Consider the following 2,732-nt stretch of genomic DNA (forward strand, 5'->3'; position numbering starts at 1 on the left):
TCCTGCTCCATCCAGTCCATGGTGGCGGCACCATCGTGCACCTCACCCACTTTGTGAGACAGACCGGTGTAGAACAGAACTCGTTCGGTAGTGGTGGTCTTACCCGCATCTACGTGGGCGCAGATACCAATGTTACGGTAGCGTGCGATAGGAGTTTTACGTGCCACGACAGTCTCCCCAATTGCTAATTCATTAAAACGGGAAAAGGCAGCCACTTGGCTGCCTCACCCTCTCTACCTATCGGCTTTTCAGGCGACGGCCTTAGAAACGATAGTGCGAGAAGGCCTTGTTGGCCTCGGCCATACGGTGAACATCTTCACGCTTACGGACCGCTGCACCTTTGCCTTGGGAGGCATCGATCAACTCACCGGCCAGACGCTGTGGCATGGATTTCTCGCTACGACCGCGAGAGAAATCCACCAACCAACGCATTGCCAGGGCAATACGACGGCTCGGGCGTACTTCAACCGGCACCTGATAGGTGGCACCACCCACGCGGCGGGACTTAACTTCCACCAGCGGTGCAATGTTTTCCAGCGCCTCATCGAACACTTCGATGGGGTCACGATTCAGCTTGGACTCAACCGACTCCAGAGCACCGTACACAATACGCTCGGCCACGGACTTCTTCCCGCTGACCATCACGTGGTTCATAAATTTCGCCAGCGTCACATTGCCGTACTTAGGATCCGGCAGAACTTCGCGCTTGGCGACAACTCTTCTTCTTGGCATCTTAAATAGCCTCTCTTCAGGATTTGTCTAAGACTCCGGTCACTATCCCATCAGGTCAGCACCGCGCTTAGCCTTACTCGGTTCGCGCCCATGGGGGCGCCGCCGAAAACGCATAACAACCCGGGGAGCCAGATGGCCCGCTCAGGGTTACTTGGGTCGCTTGGTACCGTACTTGGAACGACCCTGCTTACGGTTGTTGACCCCGGAGGTGTCCAGAGAACCGCGCACAGTGTGATAACGCACACCCGGCAAGTCCTTCACTCGGCCACCACGGATCAGAACAACGCTGTGCTCCTGCAAGTTGTGCCCTTCACCACCGATGTAAGAAGACACTTCGAAACCATTGGTCAGGCGCACACGGCAAACCTTACGCAAGGCCGAGTTAGGCTTCTTCGGCGTGGTGGTGTAAACGCGGGTGCAAACGCCGCGCTTCTGAGGGTTGGCTTGCAGAGCGGGAACGTCGCTCTTTTGAACCCTGCGTTTTCTCGGCTTACGAACCAACTGGTTGATCGTTGCCATGAAAATAAACTCCACAAGTATAAAAACGCCTTCCCCTGGAAGGCTTGATTAAAGAGAGCGGTCAAGTCCGCTCCCCACTTTGGAAAAAGTGGGTGGCGCATTGTAATGAGGTCAACCTCCAGCGTCAAGCCAAAGTGTCCCTCAGCGCCTGGCGGGCCCGGCGAAAGCCGACCCGCCACCACTTTCTGTTAGCTGCTGGACTTCAATGCCTCAGTCAGCGCCGCTTCGACATCCTCAGCACTCACGCCCGAATCCGGGGCATTGAGAGCTGTGTCGCGACGGCGCTTACGCTCGGCATGGTAGGCCAGACCGGTACCGGCCGGGATCAGACGACCCACGACCACGTTCTCTTTCAGACCTGCCAGCACGTCTTTCTTGCCAGTGACAGCCGCTTCGGTAAGCACCCGCGTGGTCTCCTGGAACGATGCCGCCGAGATGAACGACTCGGTCGCCAGAGACGCCTTGGTAATACCCAACAACAGACGCTCAAACTGGGCCGGCTGACGATCCTCTGCACGCAGACGCTCGTTTTCTTCCAGAACGGCGCTCAATTCAACCTGCTCACCCTTCACAAAGCTGGAATCGCCCATTTCGGTGATCTCAACCTTGCGCAGCATCTGACGAACGATGGTCTCAACGTGCTTGTCGTTGATTTTCACGCCCTGCAGACGGTAAACATCCTGAATTTCGTTGGTGATGTAGTGAGCCAGAGCCTCAATACCCTGCAGCCGCAGAATATCGTGCGGATTGCTCGGGCCGTCCGAGATCATTTCGCCTTTCTCGACTTTCTCACCTTCAAACACGTTCAACTGGCGATGCTTCGGAATCAGCACCTCGTAATGCGTGGAACCATCCGGCAACGGCTGGCCGTCCGTCGGGGTAATCACCAGACGACGCTTACCTTTGGTTTCCTTGCCGAAGCTGACGGTACCGGAGATTTCCGCCAGAATGGACGGCTCTTTCGGCTTACGGGCTTCGAACAGGTCGGCCACGCGCGGCAGACCACCGGTAATATCCCGGGTCTTGGAACCTTCCTGCGGGATACGGGCAATAACGTCACCCACCTGAATGTCATCGTTATCGGCAATGCTCAGGATCGACTTGGCCGGTAACAGGTAGTGGGCTGGCGCATTGGAGTTGGCTTGAATAAGCTCATTCCCCGCCTCATCCACCAAAGTCACCGCCGGGCGCAGATCTTTACCGGCCGATGGACGCTCCGCTGGATCCAGAACCTCAATGGAACTCAAGCCGGTCAGCTCATCGGTCTGACGACGAACCGACAGACCATCCTCCATTCCGGAGAAGCGCACCTTACCGGCCACTTCGCTCACGATCGGGTGAGTGTGCGGATCCCACTTGGCGATGATCTGTCCACCGTCAACCTGGTCTCCATCCTTGACGGTAATCAGGGCGCCGTAAGGAATCTTGTAACGCTCACGCTCACTGCCGGCAGCATCGGCCACAGCCAGCTCACCGGAACG

General features: G+C 57.0%; 3 protein-coding genes and 1 pseudogene. All 4 read right to left on the reverse strand.

Annotated features, from left to right (window positions below; translation table 11 throughout):
- A partial coding sequence (locus B3187_RS11020) for a GTP-binding protein (protein ID WP_286806448.1) occupies positions 1-167 on the reverse strand: 167 nt, incomplete at its 3' end.
- Positions 168-261: 94 nt separating this feature from the next.
- Positions 262-732 carry a 30S ribosomal protein S7 gene (gene rpsG, locus B3187_RS11025; RefSeq protein ID WP_024462567.1) on the reverse strand — a complete coding sequence of 157 codons (471 nt, stop codon included), beginning with the start codon at positions 730-732 and terminating at the stop codon, positions 262-264.
- 147 nt (positions 733-879) lie between these two features.
- A complete protein-coding gene (gene rpsL / locus B3187_RS11030; protein ID WP_024462568.1) occupies positions 880-1,251 on the reverse strand; it encodes a 30S ribosomal protein S12 in 372 nt (123 codons plus the stop codon).
- A gap of 188 nt (positions 1,252-1,439) precedes the next feature.
- Positions 1,440-2,732 (reverse strand): annotated as a pseudogene (locus B3187_RS11035) (DNA-directed RNA polymerase subunit beta'); the annotation flags it as partial.

Origin of the sequence: Marinimicrobium sp. UBA4209 (assembly GCF_002381585.1) — a bacterium.
GTDB classification, from domain to species: Bacteria; Pseudomonadota; Gammaproteobacteria; order Pseudomonadales; family Cellvibrionaceae; genus Marinimicrobium; species Marinimicrobium koreense.